Below are 19,575 nucleotides of genomic sequence, written 5' to 3'. Positions count from 1 at the left end.
TCTCAATTATCTATTGGTCTATTAGACTAAGGTGGTAAGCGACTCAAAATCGCTTACCTGCGAACATTGGACTAGATTATAGAAGGCGATTTCGAAGTTTTTTGTGAAATGACAAGATATACAACTAAGGTCTAATACTTTCAGGGGCTTTGCTGAGTGATCCTTGAGGCAGGCCGAAGGCAAGTAATTAAAATGGAGACGACAACAATGTCAGAAAGTATCTATCCAGTACCAGCGCATATCAAGAATGCAGCATTAGTTGATAACGATAAATATAATACAATGTATAAGCAATCTATCGATGACCCTGAAGGATTTTGGCGAGAGCACGGTAAACGCCTTGATTGGTCAACTCCTTATAATAAAGTAAAGAACACCTCATTCGACAAAGGCCACATCAGCATCCGCTGGTATGAAGACGGCCAACTTAACGCTTCATATAACTGTATTGACCGCCACCTTGCTACTAAAGCAGATAAAACAGCCCTTATTTGGGAAGGTGACAACCCTGAACACAGCGAAAATATCAGCTACCAACAACTTCACGACGAAGTAGCAAAATTGGCAAATGGCCTTAAAAAGTTAGGCGTATCAAAAGGTGATCGCGTTGCTATTTACATGCCTATGACACCGCAAGCTATTTACGCTATGCAAGCATGTGCGCGTATTGGTGCGATTCATTCTGTGGTATTTGGTGGTTTCTCTCCATCAGCGATTGCTGACCGAATTAATGACTCAGGCGCTAAAGTGGTAATTACTTCAGACGAAGGTCGCCGTGCTGGCAACTGTGTACCACTTAAAGCAAATGTTGATGAAGCGGTATCACAAGACTCAGTAACTACGGTTGAACACGTTATTGTGCATCAGTTAACCGGTGGTGAAGTTGAGTGGAATAGCCACGATATTTGGTGGCATGAACTTGTCGCTGACTTACCTGCTGAGTGTGAACCAGAGCCAATGAATGCGGAAGATCCGCTTTTCATTCTTTATACCTCTGGCTCAACAGGCCAACCAAAAGGAGTGGTTCATACTACCGGTGGTTACCTCGTTTATGCATCAATGACACATGAATACGTGTTTGACCTAAAAGAAGACGACATCTTCTGGTGTAGCGCTGATGTGGGCTGGATCACAGGGCACAGCTACATTGCCTATGGGCCATTAGTAAACGGCTGTACGCAAGTGGTTTTTGAAGGTGTACCAACGTATCCAACGGCGGGTCGTATGGGTGAAGTGATTGATAAGCACAACGTGACTATCCTTTACACTGCACCAACAGCTATCCGTGCTTTAATGGCGAAAGGTGATGAGCCAACAGCTACCTCAACACGTAATAGTTTACGTATCATGGGTTCAGTGGGTGAGCCGATTAACCCTGAAGCGTGGGCTTGGTATTACGAGCACATTGGTAACGAAAACTGCCCAATTGTAGATACGTGGTGGCAAACAGAAACTGGTGGCATCATGATCACACCGTTACCAGGTGCGACAGATATGAAACCTGGCTCTGCAACTCGTCCTTTCTTTGGTATTGCACCGGCACTTTTTGATGCTGAGGGTAATACACTAGAAGGCGCGGTTGACGGTAACCTTGTTATTTTAGATAGCTGGCCATCACAAGCACGTACAGTTTATGGCGACCATGAACGCTTTGAACAAACCTATTTCTCAGCATACCCAGGCGTGTACTTCACAGGTGATGGTTGTCGCCGTGATGAAGATGGTTACTACTGGATCACTGGCCGTGTGGACGACGTACTTAATGTATCAGGCCACCGCCTAGGTACGGCAGAAATCGAAAGTGCATTGGTTGCTCACGAAGCTGTAGCAGAAGCTGCTGTAGTTGGTTATCCGCATGACATTAAGGGTCAGGGCATTTATGTTTACATCACACCAAATGAGGGTGTTGTAGTCAGCGATGAACTAACAAAAGAAGTGCGTAACTGGGTTCGTAAAGAACTAAGCCCAATTGCTTCACCAGATATGATCCAATGGTCTCCGGGTCTACCGAAAACACGTTCTGGTAAGATCATGCGTCGAATTTTACGTAAAATTGCGGCAAATGAGCATCAACAGCTAGGTGATACATCAACTCTTGCCGATCCAAGTGTGGTAGATGAACTAATCGAAAACCGATTAAATCGTTAAAATCACGTTAAAAACTTGATTAGAAGTTGATTCTAAACGTAGTATATCGGCTGTCACTTAGAAATAGGTGCCAGCCGAATTTATTAGGAGTGAACCATGAGTCAGTTTTTAATAGCGGACGATCATCCGTTATTTCGTGAAGCGCTGAAAGGGGCATTAAGTGCTAAGTTCGCTGATTTAGAAGTGTTTGAATCGGAAAACTTTGAGACCACTTTACAGGTGTTAAACGAACAAGAAGATCTTGATATCTTACTACTAGACCTTCACATGCCAGGCAATGGCGATTTATACGGCCTTATTCGCATTCGCGAAGATTATCCTAGCTTACCAATTGCTGTTGTTTCTGGCAGCGAAGATATTAACGTTGTCTCTAAAGTAATGGCCTATGGTGCAATGGGATTCATTCCAAAATCATCATCGTCAGATGATATTGCCATGGCAATCAAACACATTCTTGAGGGTGATGTGTGGCTACCATCAGAATTAAAAGATAAAGTCTCTGATGTTGATGGCGAAGATAAAGAAATTGCCGCTCAAGTCGCATCGCTTACGCCACAGCAATATAAAGTTTTACAATACTTACACGAAGGCTTGTTAAACAAACAGATTGCTTACGAGTTACATATTTCTGAAGCGACAGTGAAAGCACACATTACTGCAATTTTTAGAAAGCTAGGTGTATATAACCGTACTCAAGCGGTATTAATTGCCTCTAAATTACAACTAGAGCCTATTGAGTCGGCATAACAAAGATAATAACAACAATAAAGAGGCCATACAGCCTCTTCATTTTATTGCTTAAGCGAACACCACGGTTCGATTTCCATTGATAAACAGTTTATGTTCAGACGCGAGTTGCAGCGCTTTGCAAAACACCGTTTTCTCAACATCTTTCCCCATTTTTGCCATCATCTCAGCGGTATCCGCATGGCTAACATGTGTCACATCTTGTAAAATAATCGGCCCTTCATCAAGCTCGTTATTAACAAAGTGAGCGGTCGCACCAATTATTTTTACACCGCGCTCAAATGCCTGATGGTAAGGCTTTGCACCAATAAAGGCAGGCAAAAACGAATGGTGAATATTAATAATCTTACCTTCAAAGCGCGCCACAAATTCAGGGCTTAAAATACGCATATATTTAGCTAGGCCGATAATGTCAGGCTGATAGCTGGCAATTAAATCACCCACTTGTTGATCATGCTCAGCACGGCTTAAACCTTCGTGCGATACTACATGAAACGGCACGCCAAAGCCTGCAGCCAGTGGCGCTAAATCTGCATAGTTGGCAATCACAGCCAGTACTTCGATGTTTAATGCTTTTTCGAATTGCTTAAGTAATACCCCCCCTAAACAGTGTGCTTCTTTGGTGGCCAGTAATACCACTTTGGTTTTTTCACTGCTGTGCAGCGCAAGCTCTGCGCCATCAGGAAGTAGCTCAGCAAGGCTTGGTAAAAAATCATCTGAAATAACGCCGCTTAACTCTGTACGCATAAAAAAGCGTTTAGCGTCTTTATCTACAAATTCGTTATTACGTGTAATGTTTAAATTATGCTGATGACAAAGACCGGTGATCTTGGCAATTAGACCAACATCATCATCGCATTGTGTGGTTAAAATCGTGTTCATAGTCCTCATTCTAATCCCGTTTGTGTGAGCCTCATTATTTGCTAATTTTTTAGCGCTGCATAGCGCAAATTGAACTATCTAATAATTTATCTGACTTCATTGTCTAACCTTACAAAATGTAATCATTATTTACTTTTCGTGTAAAAGTAAGCTGCTTTCACTATAAATGTGATTTTCTGTCCATAATTATGATTAATTGAGTGCCTTTCTATACCTTTTTCTACACTTTTTAACCTTAACGTAAGTAACTGTAAGTGAAGGTAATTGTTTGTAAAACATAGAATTTTATTGCTTTAGTTGAGTCAAAGTAGATTATTACAAACAATAAGGAATAAACTCCATGAAAAGTACTCTGCTTAAAACAATTGTTGCCACAAGTTTGCTTTCGGTGCTGGCTGCCTGTTCTAGTGACGACAGCAGCAATAGCAACAGCGGCTATGTGCAACTGTACAATGGCTCTTATAATAGCCCCTATACACGTTTATTTGTTGATGACACTGAACGTTCGGGCGCAGATTTTGGTGATGTATCAACCCGCCATAATTACAGCTCGGGTGAGTATGAGCTGAGTTTTCAGTATGTTGATGTCAACGATAGCTATATCACTATTGATGAAGAAACCATTAAAATTAAAGACGATCAAACCCAGTTGCTAGTAATGAATGGTGATTTTGCTGAGCCAACGTTTACTGAGCTAAGTGTGCCATCTTCAAGCGATGAAGATGAGTTTAATGTTGGCTTTTTTAATATCGTCGGCGAAGACAATATTTACGACGTTTACATTGCCACTGATGACGGGTTATTTGATAGCGCTGAGTTACTGATGACTTCGCAGTACCTGGTAGAGCCAGAACTAGCTACGCTTGAGGAAGGTTATTACACTATTTATGTCACTGCTAGTGGTAGCACTGATGTGATTTTTGAATCACCAAAATTGTATTTTAATGATGAAGCAACTTACATGGCGATGATCCGCCCAAGTTATGCAACAGAAGAAGACGGCATTACCCTTGATGTAGTGACGGCAAGTAGCTCGGTGACTCAACTAAACCACCAAGACGCACAAGGCCAGTTGCGATTTATTAACACTATTGATGATTACACACAAACCCAATTTAAAGTAACCAGAGGAACAACGTCTACTAATACCGAAGTTGTAAGCAACGATAGTTACTCTGAATACATGAGTATGTCACCAAATAGTTACAGCGTAGCCATGTTAGATGAGGCTGGCAACAAGATTGTTGATAACTTCTTAATGACATTAGAGCGTGAGCAAAGTGCGGTTGGTCTATTCTACAATGACAAAGACTACGGCCCTCGTATGATGACCATTGAAGAAAACCTAACACCTAGCAGCTACAGCCACACAGTTACTGTGGTGAATTTAATTGATAACTATGCAGGCCAACAGATTGACGAAGTCGATGTGTATTTCACTCTCAATGGTGAAACCGTTGATGATACTAGTAATGTCGTTGAAGGTTTAGATCAATACGACCAAAAAGAGCAGGTGGTTGATAACGAAGTTTATACAACCTATGTGGTGTTTGAAGACAACGGCCAGCAGATTGTGCTATTGCAACAAAGCGACATGGATTTTACCGAAGAAGGTAACTATATCTTGGTGATTGAACATGATGAAACCACTGACTCAGGTTACAAAATGACCTTAGAGCGAACGGTGACTGAGCAGTCTTAATTGGCTTGAACGCAATATCGTTGTTTCTTTACTCTTGCTAAGTGTTTATTATATAAACAATTAAGGTTTTTGCTTTTTTGTTTAAAGCGTACACATGGAGTGAGTATGGACGACGGTATTGCGTTACTAGTATTATTAGCACTAGTTGTTGTAGGTGGCTCGATTGCTGGCATTATTGCCTTTTTTCAACTCTCTAGTTTGAAGCGTGAAGTAGCTGCTCTTCGAGTAGAACTTAACGCGACATATATCCATAATCCACAAGCAAATACTGTAAATTCGTTTGATAATTTAAACGAAGATCTGACCGACACTTCAAAACGAGAACCAAAGCCTGAAGCCATTAATAAGCCAAGTGAGGCAATGGCTAAAAAGCCACAGCAAACGAAACCTAAGCCTGCAACTTTTAATCCGCTAGTTAGCCAACTAGTTACACAAATCAAAGCCAATTGGCTAACTTGGGTAGGAGCGGTTGCACTTGCCTTTGGTGGTATCTTTTTGGCCCGCTATTCACTTGAAGCCGGTTTATTATCCGAAACCATGCGACTCATACTTGGCGCTATTTTTGGCCTGAGTTTAATTGTTGCAGCTGAGGTTTTACATCGTAAAGGTATTACCTTTGAAGGATTTAGCAACTATATTCCCGCGGCGCTGGCAAGTGGCGGCTTTATTAGTTTGTTTGCATTGACCTTACTGGCCTACAGTCATTACGGCTTACTCCAAGCCTTACCAGCATTTAGCATTTTAACCTTGGTTTCTTTGGCTGCAAGCTGGATGGCATTACGTTTTGGCCCCGTGCTGGCTGTAATTGGTATTATTGGCGCTTACAGTGTGCCTGTATGGGTAGATACTGGGAGTAATGACTTTATTGCACTCCTTACTTATGTTGCTTTTGTCAGTGTATCAGCTTCGCTAGTCGCACATTACGTAAAACGGCATTGGTTGTGGTATTTGTTATGGGCGGGGCATTTAGGCTGGTATTGCTTGGTTGCAATGAGTGCAGCTAAAAACCTGCACTGGTTTATTAACCTTTATGCGCTGTTTAGCATTGTATTGTTAATTGCGATTCCACGTTTAGGGCTGAGTATTAAACAAGTTGAATACCGCCCACACCGCTTTAAAACACTTCTGAAACAACTGCCCGACAACCCTCTGTTATTAGCTGTTGTCATGCCACTTTATCTTTTACTCATCAGTCATAATGATCTGCTTACTTGGCAGCTTAGTATGTTGTCGTTAGTGGCTTTACTGTTGTTTTTGGTATTAAAAAACAGTGCATGGGATCACTGGCTGATAATTGCTGTAGTGAGTGTGGTGTGTTTGCTAACAGGGCAATACAATGCTGTTGATTACTCTGAGCAGCTTTTTGTTTTTAGACAAAATTACGGAGCAGGGCTGTTTTTTATTGCTTTGTTTGCTGGTTATGGTTTTTTGTTTGGTCGTAAATACCCTAAACGCTTTGGCTTTACCTTACTCGCTTCACTTTCAAGCTTTGTGATTATTAGTTGCTTATATGTCATCACTCCTGATCATGCCTTAATGACGGCATACCCGGTTTGGTGCTTTGTATTACTGGCACTGTCTGCTTGGTTATTTAAGTTATCAATTAATAGCACGAATCCAATGCAAGTATTTAGTTACTGGCTTGGCGGCAATGCCAATATTAGTTTGGCGTTAACCATGCTTCTTGAAGGGAGTAGCTTAACCTTGGCACTCGCTGCGCAAGTGTTGTTGATCAGTTTTTATGTCAATAAACATGCACTCAGCATTCCGACTTGGCCGCTAAAAGGTTTAGTTGGTGCTTTACTTGTTAGGTTAAGTTTTGCACCTTGGTCAGCTGATTACAGTGATGCGCTATTACTTGGTGTGCACTGGAGTTTAGTTGTTTACCCTGTGTCTGCTTGCTTATTTTACTTGGCAGCAAGACACTGGCAGCAGCAGTCTGTTCGGGTGTGGCTAGAAGGTGCTACGCTTCATTGTATCGCTTTATTCATTACCACAGAGACTAGCTATCAGTTAGTGGGGCACTATCCTGATTTTGAGAACTTGTCTGTGTATGAGCACATTTTGCTGACCTGTAACTGGGGTATATTGGGCTGTGTTTACCTGATGCGTTCACGTTTTACTGCGCAATTAGCTAAGCTCTATCAAATGGCAGGTTTTGCGTTATTAGCATTAAGCGGTTTGTTAGTTCTGAAAAGCTTTACCGCAGTAAATCCGTTTTTTGAGCCGATAAATATTGGCAGTTGGCCGATTATTAATTGGCTACTATTACTTTGGTTAGTTCCAGCCATCATTGCAATTTGGGCAAGCCAACTGACAAAATCTCAGCGCTTTTTGCATAAGTTTTTTAGTGCATTTGCAGGTGTGATGAGTGTTTTATATATCAATGCGGAAATTCGCCACAACTGGCAAGGGGAGTATATAAATCTTGCTTTACCGACCTCAGATGCAGAGCTGTATAGCTACTCTTTAGTTTGGCTTATTATTGGTGCTTTGGTGGTCGTGGCGGGGCAGTTAAAAACTATTACGGTTTTACAAAAGTTAGGCCTTGGTTTATTAGCGCTGGTGGTATTAAAAGTGTTTCTGATAGACATGGCAAACTTAACCGGATTATTACGTGCTATTTCGTTTATCGGCTTAGGCTTGTCGTTAGTTGCACTTAGTTGGTTGTTCCAAAAATTTAAGGCAAAGCCTACTGCTTTGCCTTAAATTAAGGAATACATGGTGTTAAGTGCTGTGGTTAAGCAGGGCTTTGAGTTTAGCGGGCTTAACGGGTTTGCTAAGGTAATGAATTTGCTCAGCTTTGGTTTGTTGTTTTAGCGCTTCATCACGTACTGCTGTGATTAAAATTGCCGGTACTGGGCTTTGCCAAATTTCTCTTAATGTTTTAATTAGCGTGATACCATCGCAATCATGGCCAAGCTGATAATCCATTAAGATCACATCAGGTGCGCCGTGGTCTTTAGCATAGGCCATGACAGTTTCAACTTGATCAAAGAGCTGATAATTGGCTTGCCATTTTTGCAACAGACTTGCCATAGCATTTAAATTCTCCGGATCATCATCAACCGCAATAATGTTCATTGCACTGCGATTTTCAACGCCTTTTTTAGGCGTGTCTTTTTGTTGAATAAACTGGCTTTCACCATATGGCACTTCAATACTAAAGCGGCTACCTTTGCCGGGCGTTGAAGTGACATCCATACGTAGCGAAAGCAAGTCGACCATCCGTTTTACTACCCCTAAACCAAGTCCAACCCCTTTGTTATCGCCCGCTTCAATACGGTAGAAATCATTAAATATTTTTGCTTGCTCCACTTCACTTATACCCGGGCCTGTGTCCCACACTTCAATACGTAAATGGTGTTTGCGTTTGCGACACGCAATTAAAACTCGGCCGCTTTCGGTGTACTTAACCGCATTTGACACCAAGTTTTGAATAATTCGTCGTAAATAGGTGATATCGCTGTGTACGATTGTCCCTTTTGAACGCACTGTAAGCTTTAAGCCTTTTTCACTCGACATAATGGCGTATTCATTTTTTAGCGGTGCAAGTATGTCATCAATACTAAAATGACGTGGCGTTGGGCTCATTGCCCCTTGCTCTAGCTTGGCAATTTCTAACAGTGCCGACATTAAATGTACGGTTGAATCTAAACTTGCGCCAAGCTTTTCAAAGTTGTTTAAGTTGTTGCTCGAAAGGGTTTTATCATCGATGGCAGCAAGGTAAAGGCGCGCCGCATTCAGCGGTTGTAAAATATCGTGGCTTGCTAAGGCTAAAAATCGCGTTTTACTATCGTTGGCTTGCTCAGCCTCTTTTTTCGCTAAAGTAAGTGCTTGCTCAGTTTGTACTCGGCTATCAATTTGCGCTTGTAAATCTCTATTTATGGTGCGTATTTCTTGGGTACGCGCTTCGATGCGGTTTTCAAGATCCATGTTTACTTCTTCGAGGGCGTTTTGCGTTTCGATATGCACAGTAATATCAGAGAAGCTTGTCACAAAGCCGCCATCAGGTAATGGGTTACCTATCATTTCAAATACTTGGCCATTTCGGCGGTGGCGAATAAAGTGATGAGGTGTGCCGTTTTTAAGATGCTGTACACGCTTTTCTACATGACGTTCAACCTCACCCGGACCACATTCACCGCGCTCTGCGTTATAGCGGATCACTTCTTCAATAGGTTGGCCAACCTCCAGAAACTCATCAGGGTAGTTAAACATTTCGGCATAGCGTTTATTCCAAGCAACCAAATTTAGCTCTTTATCAACAACCGAAATACCATGACTGAGGTTCTCAAGGGATGTGAAAAGTAAATTTTGATTAAATTGCAGTGCTTGTGTGGTTTCATCAAAAAAGTTAACCACTTCTTCAAATGCCATGCGTTTACCAGAGGCAACCGTGTGGATCAGCGCTTGTGCTGAAGATGCGCCTAGCACACCGGTTAAGGCTCGCTCACAATAAGCGATAAACTCAGGATCTGGATGTGCGTTGTTGTCATCCAAGTTATGTGACAACGCAAAGTGAGCCAGTACTTGTTGCGAGCGTTGAACGCCTAAAAAGGTTTGTAGCAGCACTTTAAAGTCGTAAACGGTGGCTTTAACGTTTTTATTTAAGCGTCTGGCAAATACAGCTTGCTCTTTAGGGTTAACAAAGGCTGCAGCCTGAATCTTATCAATTAAACGCTCATCTGCACCGAGCGAAAAACTAATATAACAGCCAATATTGGCAAACAAGGCGATTAGGGTGCCACGTGTAATAAGTGTTTGTTGCAGCTCCGTATTTAGGCTATTACCCGCATCTAAAATAGGTAACATTAAGAATAATACCCAACAAATGAAGCCTGCTAATAATCCGGCATAAACGCCATAAGCGTGGCCTTTTCGCCAGTATAAGCCGCCAACAATGGCTGGGAGTAATTGCGACACCAAAGAAAAAGCCACCAACCCCATACTTGCCAGTGCTTTACCATGACCAAACCATTGCTGGTAGAAATACGACAAAATCAAAATACCGGCAATGGTGAAGCGCCTCACTAATAAAATTTGTGATTTATAGCTGCTGGTAATGAGGTTACGTTTAAACTTACGGCGTAGCATTAACGCTAGTACCACATCGTTTGAGATCATGGTGCTGAGGGTGAGTGTAGCCACTACAATCATTGCCGTGGCTGCTGATAGACCACCAATAAATACAAAAGTCGTTAAGAAGGCATTTTCATGGATCAGTGGTAGGGCTAATACAAAGCTGTCGGGCGAAAATCCACTACCAATACCAGGGTGAATAGCGGCAGTTGCAATAGGAAAAATCATTGCCGCAGTTAGCAGTAAATACAACGGGAACGCCCAACGTGCAGTAAAAAGATGGCGTTTATCTTGGTTATCAACCACGGTGACATGGAACTGCCTTGGTAAACAGATAATCGCTGCTGCCGCCATCATTGATTGGCCGATAAAGTTGAAGCTAAAAAAGTCAAAATTATGCCAATGCTGCCAAACTGAACCTGTTAATTGCTCTGCTTGTACCTCACTGAGGTTAAACAAAGTGTATAGTGCAAGTCCTGCCACAGCGACTAAAGCTAGTAACTTCACCATAGATTCAAAAGCAACAGCGAGCATCAGCCCTGAGCGATATTCGGTAACATCCACTTTGCGGGTGCCAAAGAATATCGCAAACATTGCCATGATTAAGGTTGCAGATAACGCCAACATAGAGCCTGAAATACGGCTATCGTTTTGTAGTAATAAGAAACTACCACTGAGAGCTTTTAATTGCAGAGCAATGTAAGGAATCGTCGCTAATAAAGCGATAATTGTCACCATAATGGCGGTAGTTTGTCGTTTACCGTAGCGCGCTGAAATAAAGTCGGCAATCGTGGTGATATTTTGCTTTTTACTCACCAAAACTAATTTGCGCAAAAAACCTTGGCCAAAGAAAAATAGCAACGCAGGGCCAATTAAAATCGGTAAGTAATTCCAACTGTTAGTAGCGGCTGTTCCGACTGAACCGTAGTAAGTCCAAGACGTACAGTAAATGCCTAATGAAAAAGAATAAACAAATGGATGGTGACTAATTCTTTTTGCAAGAGGAGTGGTTTTGTCCCCCCAATTTGCCAACCAAAACAACACGCCAATGTAGGCGAGTGCAACAAATAAAAGCGCAGCTGTCATGTTTAAATTCAGTAATTATTGTAATAACACTACCTTACCAGAATTATGCGTGATTTCGATGGCTAGATTTTTTGCAATAAAAATTAATAAAAAGCAAGTTGTTGATAATAAATGGATAGTTCTGTTTTATGCACGGTTATTAGACTAATGTCGCAGATCATTCGTTTTTACTATTTTCGCTATTTCGCAAATTTATCTTTATAGGTTAAGTTGTTGTTAATTATTGTTTTTTACCATTCATTAACAAATAGTGTTTTACAGTTTACGTAAACGTAAGCTGACTGTTACGACTATGGTCTCAATTCCATAAATCAGAACCCTTGCTAACTTAGTTAATGACAACTAATACCACTCATTACTTTTTTGTAATGCATAAGGGGATAAAAATGGCTTTTAAAGATGAAGAACAAGCAAAAGCTTATTGGGCGGAAAACCTCGCACTGCTATTTAAACTATTAGCAATTTGGTTTGTCGTTTCATTTGGTTTTGGCATTTTACTAGTAGACGTACTCAATGAGATACGTTTCTTTGGGTTTAAACTCGGCTTCTGGTTCTCCCAGCAAGGCGCTATTTACACCTTTGTAGCTTTGATTTTTGTTTACGTTTTCAAAATGAATACGTTAGATAAAAAATACGGCGTAGACGAATAGGAGCTAAGCAATGGATGTTCAAACACTCACGTTTATTATCGTCGGTTTAAGCTTTGCGCTTTATATCGGCATCGCAATCTGGGCCCGTGCGGGGTCAACAAATGAATTCTATGTTGCAGGTGGTGGTGTACCGCCGCTGGCAAATGGTATGGCAACTGCTGCTGACTGGATGAGTGCGGCATCGTTTATCTCAATGGCGGGTATTATCTCGTTTGCGGGTTATGACGGTGGTGTATATCTAATGGGTTGGACAGGTGGTTATGTACTACTTGCGTTATGTTTAGCACCTTACCTGCGTAAATTTGGTAAGTTCACAGTGCCAGATTTTATCGGCGACCGTTATTACTCACAAACTGCACGCGTTGTTGCGATTTTATGTGCGATCTTTATCTGTTTCACATACATCGCAGGTCAAATGCGTGGTGTAGGTGTGGTTTTCTCTCGCTTCTTAGAAGTGGATATTGAGACCGGTGTTTACATTGGTATGGTGATTGTATTCTTCTACGCTGTACTTGGCGGTATGAAGGGGATTACTTACACGCAAGTAGCTCAGTACTGTGTACTTGTATTTGCTTACCTTGTTCCAGCAATCTTCATTTCAATGATGATGACAGGTCACTTCTTTCCACAAACAGGTTTTGGTGCAACGCTTAGCGATGGCTCAGGACAGTTTGTACTTGATAAACTAGATGGGCTCAGTACTGAACTTGGCTTTGCGCAATACACCGAAGGCTCGAAGAGCATGATTGATGTATTCGCAATCACAGGTGCGTTAATGGTTGGTACTGCAGGTTTACCGCACGTAATCGTTCGTTTCTTCACTGTTCCTCGTGTTAAAGACACGCGTATCTCAGCTGCATGGACACTTGTTTTCATTGCAATCGTTTATACAACAGCACCTGCTGTAGCGTCATTCGCTCGTGTAAACATGATTGATACAATTAATGGTAAAGACGGTAGCGGTACAGAGTATGCAGAAGCACCTGCATGGGTTAAAAACTGGGAAAGAACAGGCCTAATCACCTTTAACGATAAAAATGGTGACGGCAAAATGTTCTACTCAGCAGGTAAGATTGATGATCCAAACAGCGCAAACGAAGTTAAAGTTGACCGCGACATCATGGTACTTGCAAACCCTGAGATTGCAGACTTACCAGCATGGGTGATTGCATTAGTAGCAGCAGGTGGTATCGCAGCAGCGCTATCAACAACAGCAGGCTTACTATTGGTGATCTCGACCTCGGTTTCGCACGATTTATTAAAACGTACCTTAAAACCAGATATTAGTGATAAACAAGAGCTACTTGCTGCGCGCTTAGCAGCGATGATAGCGATTGTGATTTCAGCTTACTTTGGTATTAACCCGCCTGGATTCGTGGCCTCGGTTGTTGCCTTTGCCTTCGGCTTAGCAGCGGCGAGCTTCTTCCCAGCCATCATTATGGGTATCTTCTCTAAGAAGATGAATAAAGAAGGTGCGATTGCGGGTATGGTGACAGGTATTACATTCACAGCGGCTTATATTATCTACTTCAAGTTCGTAAGCCCTGAATTGAATGCACCTGCAAACTGGTTATTTGGTATTTCACCTGAGGGTATCGGTCTTATTGGTATGATTGTTAACTTTGTAGTTGCAGCTATCGTACTTAAACTAACGGCTGAAACACCAGTTGAAATCCAAGAAATGGTTGAAGGTATCCGTAACCCTAAAGGTTCTAGCGCAGCACACGCGCACTAATAAAACCATTTTATGAGAACACACTCTTGAAGATCAAAAGCCCGACTTAAGTCGGGCTTTTTATTTATTTAAAACAGGGGTAGTGTAGATATTGTCTCTATTTTATAGCGAGAATGACCATGAATACCGAGCAACAGGAAGTCGCCCAATTTGTGATGCAACAAACGCCGTTTAATCAGCTAGATAGCGCTGCATGCGAGTATTTTGTTAATCATCTCGATATTATTTATCTGACCCGAGAGAATCAAAATCAGTGGTTAAGCTCTGATAATTTACGGTTATTTTTAATTCGCTCTGGCGACTACGACTTAGTCGACCCAAAAGGCGATGTGATCACTAAGTTATCAAGTGGCGATTACTTTGGTTTTCCTTCACTGTTAACTGGCGAAGCGATTCAAAATAGCATTGCAGTGCAAAAGGAAGGCATTGTTTACATGCTAAACCAAGCGGCATTTGATTACTTACGCCGAGAGTACAAGGTGTTTGAGCAATACTTTGTTCGCGCCCATAAAAATCGTTTATTGTCGTCTCATTATAAAAGTCAAAACGACAGTTGGTCGGAGAAAAAAATTTGCGAATTGATGAATCGCAAAGCGGTCACTTTGGCGCCAGAGGCAAGTATTCGTCAAACCGCTAAAAAAATGAAACAGCATGGTGTTTCGTCGATTATGCTAACTGAACATGATCGCCTCGTAGGGGTCGTCACCGACAGAGACTTACGCAATCGCGTATTGGCCGATGAGGTTGACCCTCAAGAGTCAGTAAGTAGCATCATGACCTGTAAGCCCAAGTTTATTTTTGAAAATAATCGCGTGTTTTCGGCATTGCACTTAATGCTTAAGCACAATATTCACCATTTACCTGTACTTGATGAACATCACAAACCGCTTGGTATGCTCACCAGCACAGATTTGCTGCGTCAGCAAAAAAGCGATCCAGTGCAATTGATTGGACGAATTTATAAAGCGCATAGCGTGGTAGATTTAAAGCGTTATTCGCAAGAGATACCCGGCTTGTTAAAAGGCTTTTCAAACAATATTGATGACATCTCCTTGATTGGTAAATTATTAAGTGGCTTAACCGATGCACTGACTTCGCGGTTAATCCGTTTGTTCCAAGAAGATAATGGCGCGGCACCAACCAGCTTTAGTTTTATTTGTTTTGGTTCACAAGCAAGGGAAGAGCAAACATTGCATTCAGACCAAGATAATGGCTTGTTACTACCTGATGATTTAACAGACGAACAACAAGATTACTTTAAGCGTATGGGCGAGTATGTCTGTGAGCATTTAATTGAGTGCGGCATAAAACGTTGTCCTGGCAATATCATGGCGAGCAATGCAGAGTGTCGAATGGGCATTAATGCTTGGACAGAAAAGTTTCATAAGTGGATCACCTCACCGACACCTGAGGCGATGCTCAATTGTAAGATATTTTTTGACTTACGTTTTATAGAAGGTTCCACTACCTTATATGCACGCTTTTGTGAGCAGCTAAAACGCATTTCTAAAAATGACTTGTTCTATGCGGCTATGGCGAGCGACATTAAAAATACTCCAGTGCCCATTGGTTTGTTCAATCAGTTCAAATTAGAAAAAGACGATAAACAGCATAAATATCTCGACTTAAAAAAACGCGGTGTGGTGATCATTAACGACATAGTGCGTTTATATTCCCTCAAAGCGGGTATTCAGCGCGCTAATACCCAAGAGCGCATAGACGCGTTAATGAAATTTTCGCTACTCAATAAAGATGACCTATATAACTTAAAAGACTGTTGGCGCTTTTTAACTCAACTGCGTTTAGGCACGCAAATTAACGAAGAAGGACTGCCTAGCAACTGCATTAACCCAAATGCGTTGAATTCATTGGAGCGACATCAATTAAAAGAAGCATTTTATTTGGTTAAGCAAGCGCAGCAAGCCGCCGCATTTAAGTTTGCTCGCGGTAGTTTATAGGAGAGGGTATGGTTAAACGCTGGTTAAGTCGGTATTTAGCGCGAAAGCAACTCTTGGCAGCTGATGCCTATAAAGAGCGCTATGTAGTGATAGACATGGAATTAACGGGACTTGACCCTCGCCAGCACGAAATTGTCTCGGTGGCGTGGGTAATGATAGAAGAACAATGTATTAAACTCAGTGGTGCGCAGCACTTAATAAATAAAGACGTGCAAAGCTTAGAGCAAAGCCCGATTTATCACGGTATCGCTAAACATGATATCGCTGCAGGTGAGAGCCTCGAAACCATTCTTGGTAAGCTGCATCAGCATTTTGGTGAGTGCATTCTAGTGTTTCATAACGCGGCACTTGATTGGGGGTTCTTAAAACAGGCGTGCAGAACGCTTGGTTTAGATGCAAAAGCGCGTTTAATTCTTGATACCTTCGTTATTGAAAAAAAACGCCTGCACCAGCAAGGCCACGAAATTGGCCACGATGATTTAACACTTAGCGAATGCCGCAAGCGCTACAACTTACCGCATTACAGCTCGCACCATGCCCTCACTGATGCGATGGCAACAGCCGAGTTATTCTTAGCACAGTGTCATCAAATTAGTCGTGGTAAGGCATTGAAAGTAGGGGAGCTTATGTGAATCAGTTAGAATTAAAGGTGCCCCCAGTTGCGCTGGTTTTGATCATTGCGTTGATGATGTGGGGCACAGCAGAGTTGTTTACGAGTTTTAGCTTCTCGTTTTTTGCATCATCTTTTGTAGCACTACTCATTGCATTTTCAGGTGTGGTGTTTGCTTTATTAGGTGTTTATCAATTTCGCAAGCAAGGCACGACCGTTGATCCTCGAATTCCAGAACAGTCAGCAAGTCTTGTTACCAGTGGTGTTTATCAATTTAGCCGTAACCCAATGTATGTAGGTATGTTATTAATGCTAGTTGGTTGGGGAATCTATCTTGGTAATATTGCGAGTTTTATTATGCTGCCGATATTTATTCTTTATATGAATCGATTTCAAATTATGCCAGAAGAAACGTTTATGGCAGAGAAGTTTGGATTAGCATACCAGCAATACAAAAAATCTGTTCGTCGCTGGTTATAAAGGGTTAAAGAAAGAGACTGAGGTTGCTAACGCAGATTTATTTACCTTGCCCTCTTATAAAAACTCTTCAGGTCGATTACAATACCGCCATCTAAAAGGCAGCTGCCTTTATCTGCAAGCAAATAGAGTGGATTTTCTTCTTCATGGCAATCAAACTTGCAATTAATGGTTTTGGTCGAATCGGGCGCAATATCGTCCGTGCCCTGTATGAATCTGGGCTTGAAGATCAAATCAAAATTGTCGCTATTAACGAATTAGCCGACCCAAAGGGCATTGCCCATCTCCTTAAATACGATACATCTCATGGCCGCTTTTCATTCCCTGTTAATCTTGGCGAAGATACTTTAACGGTTGCTAACGACTCTATAGCCTTATTTGCAGAAGAAAACCCTGCAGAACTGCCTTGGCAAACACTAGATGTTGATGTGGTTCTTGAATGTACTGGGGTGTATCACTCACGTGAACATGCAGAGCTACACTTAGCTGCGGGCGCAAAAAAAGTATTGTTTTCACAGCCAGCAGATGCTGATGTTGATGCCACAATTGTGTATGGTATTAACGATGATGAGCTAAAAGCAGAACATACGATTGTTTCAAATGGTTCATGTACCACAAACTGTATTGTGCCAGTGATTAAAGTGTTAGATGACGCATTTTCGATTGAATCTGGGGCCATTACGACGATTCATGCCTCGATGCATGATCAACAAGTGATTGATGCGTATCATCATGATTTGCGTCGTACTCGCGCTGCAAGCCAGTCTATTATTCCGGTAGATACAAAGCTTGCACGTGGTATTGAGCGCATTTTGCCTAAGTTTCATAGTCGCTTTGAAGCTATTGCTGTTAGGGTACCAACTATCAATGTGACGGCGATGGATTTAAGTGTAACAGTGAATACCGATGTGAATTTAGCGACTGTCAATCAAGCACTGAAGTTAGCAGCAAAAGACCGTCTTGAAGGTATTTTAAGCTACACAGAAGAGCCATTGGTATCGGTAGATTTTAATCATGACCCACATTCTTGTATCATAGATGGCACTCAGACACGTGTTAGTCATAAACGACTGATAAAGTTGTTAGTGTGGTGCGATAATGAGTGGGGCTTTGCTAATCGTATGCTCGACACTGCGCGTGCGATGATGGCTGTAAGCCAATAATGTATAAATATAATATTAGTATCGTTAACTAAGGAGAAGTCCATGTCGGTCATTAAAATGGCAGATTTAGATTTAAACGGCAAACGCGTGTTAATTCGTGAAGATTTAAATGTGCCTGTAAAAGAAGGTAAAGTGACCTCTGATGCACGTATTCGTGCAGCATTACCAACTATTAAATTAGCGTTAGAAAAAGGCGCTAAAGTAATGGTGATGTCACACCTTGGCCGCCCTACGGAAGGGGAATATGATGAAGCGTTTTCACTCGCCCCTGTTGTTGATTATTTAAATAATGCTCTTGAGCAAACTGTTCGTCTTGAAAAAGATTACCTTGATGGCGTTGATGTAGCAGACAACGAAGTGGTTGTTTTTGAAAACGTTCGTTTTAACGTTGGCGAAAAGAAAAACGACGAAACACTGTCTAAAAAATTAGCTGCATTATGTGATGTTTACGTAATGGATGCATTTGGTACGGCTCACCGTGCACAAGCATCGACTCACGGTGTGGGCTTATTTGCTGATGTTGCATGTGCAGGTCCACTTCTTGCGGCCGAGCTAGACGCACTAGGTAAAGCGCTTGATAACCCAGCTCGTCCTTTAGTGGCTATCGTTGGTGGCTCTAAAGTATCGACTAAGTTAACTGTACTTGATTCGCTATCTAAAGTGGTTGATCAACTTGTAACGGGTGGTGGTATTGCTAATACCTTCATCGCGGCAGCAGGGCACCCAGTAGGCAAGTCTTTATATGAAGCTGATTTAATCGATGAAGCAAACAAATTAAGTGCAGCTGCAAAAGCGAATAATGGCGAAATTCCTGTACCAACAGATGTTGTTGTAGGTAATGAATTCTCTGAATCTGCAGTAGCGACACTAAAAGATGTGACTGAAGTAACAGATGAAGACATGATTTTTGATATTGGCCCTGATACAGCAAACCAATTAGCAAAAATTATTGCTAATGCGGGTACCGTTGTATGGAATGGTCCAGTTGGTGTATTTGAATTTGATCAATTCGGTAACGGCACACGTGCTATTGCAGATGCGATTGCTAACTCAAATGCATTCTCGATTGCTGGTGGCGGTGATACGCTTGCAGCGATTGATAAATACGGCATTGCCGATAAAGTTTCTTACATTTCAACCGGTGGCGGTGCTTTCCTTGAATTTTTAGAAGGGAAAAAACTACCAGCAGTTGCTATGCTTGAAGAACGTGCTAAGTAATTAGTGCGAAAGCCAGCGTAGTTGTTAAGTAATTACGCTGGTTTAGCTGTTTATAAAATACCTCTCACCCTCATTTTATTTACAGCTATTACGGTAGGCGACAGCTTCTCGCGATGC

Annotated in this window: 13 protein-coding genes; 11 read left to right on the top strand and 2 right to left on the bottom strand. The window is 41.8% G+C overall.

Features of this window, described 5'->3' with window-relative positions; translation table 11 throughout:
- The first annotated feature begins 207 nt into the window (after positions 1 to 207).
- Both acs and AAEU31_RS06445 read left to right on the top strand, forming a co-directional pair.
- Positions 208 to 2,148 carry an acetate--CoA ligase gene (gene acs, locus AAEU31_RS06450; RefSeq protein ID WP_253038308.1) on the top strand — a complete coding sequence of 647 codons (1,941 nt, stop codon included), beginning with the start codon at positions 208 to 210 and terminating at the stop codon, positions 2,146 to 2,148.
- A 96-nt stretch (positions 2,149 to 2,244) separates the two neighbouring features.
- A complete protein-coding gene (locus AAEU31_RS06445) occupies positions 2,245 to 2,895 on the top strand; it encodes a response regulator transcription factor (protein WP_421966809.1) in 651 nt (216 codons plus the stop codon).
- 51 nt (positions 2,896 to 2,946) lie between these two features.
- Here AAEU31_RS06445 and purU read toward each other — a convergent pair whose 3' ends face one another.
- The gene (purU, locus tag AAEU31_RS06440; protein ID WP_055021009.1) at positions 2,947 to 3,777 is read right to left on the bottom strand and encodes a formyltetrahydrofolate deformylase; all 831 of its coding nucleotides are present in this window, start codon (positions 3,775 to 3,777) and stop codon (positions 2,947 to 2,949) included.
- Positions 3,778 to 4,117: 340 nt separating this feature from the next.
- Between purU and AAEU31_RS06435 the strand changes: the two genes are divergently transcribed.
- Both AAEU31_RS06435 and AAEU31_RS06430 read left to right on the top strand, forming a co-directional pair.
- Positions 4,118 to 5,479, top strand: coding sequence for a hypothetical protein (locus AAEU31_RS06435; RefSeq protein WP_421966808.1), 1,362 nt, complete (start codon positions 4,118 to 4,120; stop codon positions 5,477 to 5,479).
- A gap of 105 nt (positions 5,480 to 5,584) precedes the next feature.
- Positions 5,585 to 8,188 (top strand): DUF2339 domain-containing protein, encoded by a 2,604-nt coding sequence (locus AAEU31_RS06430; RefSeq protein ID WP_421966807.1) that lies wholly within the window; start codon positions 5,585 to 5,587, stop codon positions 8,186 to 8,188.
- An 18-nt stretch (positions 8,189 to 8,206) separates the two neighbouring features.
- Here the strand turns inward: AAEU31_RS06430 and AAEU31_RS06425 are convergent, their stop codons facing one another.
- Positions 8,207 to 11,647, bottom strand: a complete 3,441-nt coding sequence (locus tag AAEU31_RS06425) for a PAS domain-containing hybrid sensor histidine kinase/response regulator (protein ID WP_421966806.1) — start codon at positions 11,645 to 11,647, stop codon at positions 8,207 to 8,209.
- A gap of 386 nt (positions 11,648 to 12,033) precedes the next feature.
- On the opposite strand from AAEU31_RS06425, the gene AAEU31_RS06420 reads away from it, so the two are divergent.
- The 7 genes from AAEU31_RS06420 (at position 12,034) to AAEU31_RS06390 (ending at position 19,458) form a co-directional block, all read left to right on the top strand.
- The gene (locus AAEU31_RS06420) at positions 12,034 to 12,297 is read left to right on the top strand and encodes a DUF4212 domain-containing protein (protein ID WP_054551160.1); all 264 of its coding nucleotides are present in this window, start codon (positions 12,034 to 12,036) and stop codon (positions 12,295 to 12,297) included.
- Between the two features lie 10 nt (positions 12,298 to 12,307).
- Positions 12,308 to 14,032 (top strand): sodium:solute symporter family protein, encoded by a 1,725-nt coding sequence (locus tag AAEU31_RS06415; protein WP_421966805.1) that lies wholly within the window; start codon positions 12,308 to 12,310, stop codon positions 14,030 to 14,032.
- Between the two features lie 119 nt (positions 14,033 to 14,151).
- The gene (locus tag AAEU31_RS06410; RefSeq protein ID WP_421966804.1) at positions 14,152 to 15,990 is read left to right on the top strand and encodes a DUF294 nucleotidyltransferase-like domain-containing protein; all 1,839 of its coding nucleotides are present in this window, start codon (positions 14,152 to 14,154) and stop codon (positions 15,988 to 15,990) included.
- Positions 15,991 to 15,998: 8 nt separating this feature from the next.
- Complete coding sequence (locus tag AAEU31_RS06405; RefSeq protein ID WP_421966803.1) at positions 15,999 to 16,622, top strand: 3'-5' exonuclease; 624 nt, start codon at positions 15,999 to 16,001, stop codon at positions 16,620 to 16,622.
- Complete coding sequence (locus AAEU31_RS06400) at positions 16,619 to 17,080, top strand: methyltransferase family protein (RefSeq protein ID WP_135925997.1); 462 nt, start codon at positions 16,619 to 16,621, stop codon at positions 17,078 to 17,080. The genes AAEU31_RS06405 and AAEU31_RS06400 overlap by 4 nt, the downstream gene beginning before the upstream one ends.
- 143 nt (positions 17,081 to 17,223) lie before the next feature.
- The gene (gene epd, locus AAEU31_RS06395) at positions 17,224 to 18,240 is read left to right on the top strand and encodes an erythrose-4-phosphate dehydrogenase (protein ID WP_135925996.1); all 1,017 of its coding nucleotides are present in this window, start codon (positions 17,224 to 17,226) and stop codon (positions 18,238 to 18,240) included.
- Positions 18,241 to 18,282: 42 nt separating this feature from the next.
- Complete coding sequence (locus AAEU31_RS06390) at positions 18,283 to 19,458, top strand: phosphoglycerate kinase (protein WP_135925995.1); 1,176 nt, start codon at positions 18,283 to 18,285, stop codon at positions 19,456 to 19,458.
- The last annotated feature ends 117 nt before the right edge of the window (positions 19,459 to 19,575 follow it).

Source organism: Pseudoalteromonas thalassia, assembly GCF_049257215.1.
In the GTDB taxonomy this organism is placed as follows: Bacteria; Pseudomonadota; Gammaproteobacteria; order Enterobacterales; family Alteromonadaceae; genus Pseudoalteromonas; species Pseudoalteromonas lipolytica_C.
Note: the sequence above shows the minus strand (reverse complement) of the source record. Positions and strands in the feature narration are given on the sequence as shown.